Here is a 214-nt window from a genome sequence, read left to right on the forward strand (position 1 = left end):
AGCACGGCCCGCACGCCGTCGCTGACCGGCACCGACTTGGCGTCGCGGCGGTACACCCCACCCCCCGGGGAGACCAGTGCCGGGTCGTAGTCGGCCCAGGTCGAGCCGGGGAGGTCGAACAGTCGCTTCCGCTCGTCGAACGACGCCGCCGGATCGGGGTCGGGGTCGAGGAACACGTGCTGGTGGTTGAACGCCGCCACGAGCCGCATCCGGT

The 214-nt window shown here is 72.4% G+C and carries 1 protein-coding gene; it reads right to left on the minus strand.

Features of this window, described 5'->3' with window-relative positions; genetic code table 11:
- The coding region (locus BN358_RS12660; RefSeq protein ID WP_157593495.1) for an NAD-glutamate dehydrogenase domain-containing protein at positions 1-214 on the minus strand (214 nt) is incomplete at both ends.

It is taken from the genome of Sedimentibacter sp. B4, assembly GCF_000309315.1.
GTDB lineage: Bacteria > Bacillota > Clostridia > Tissierellales > Sedimentibacteraceae > Sedimentibacter > Sedimentibacter saalensis.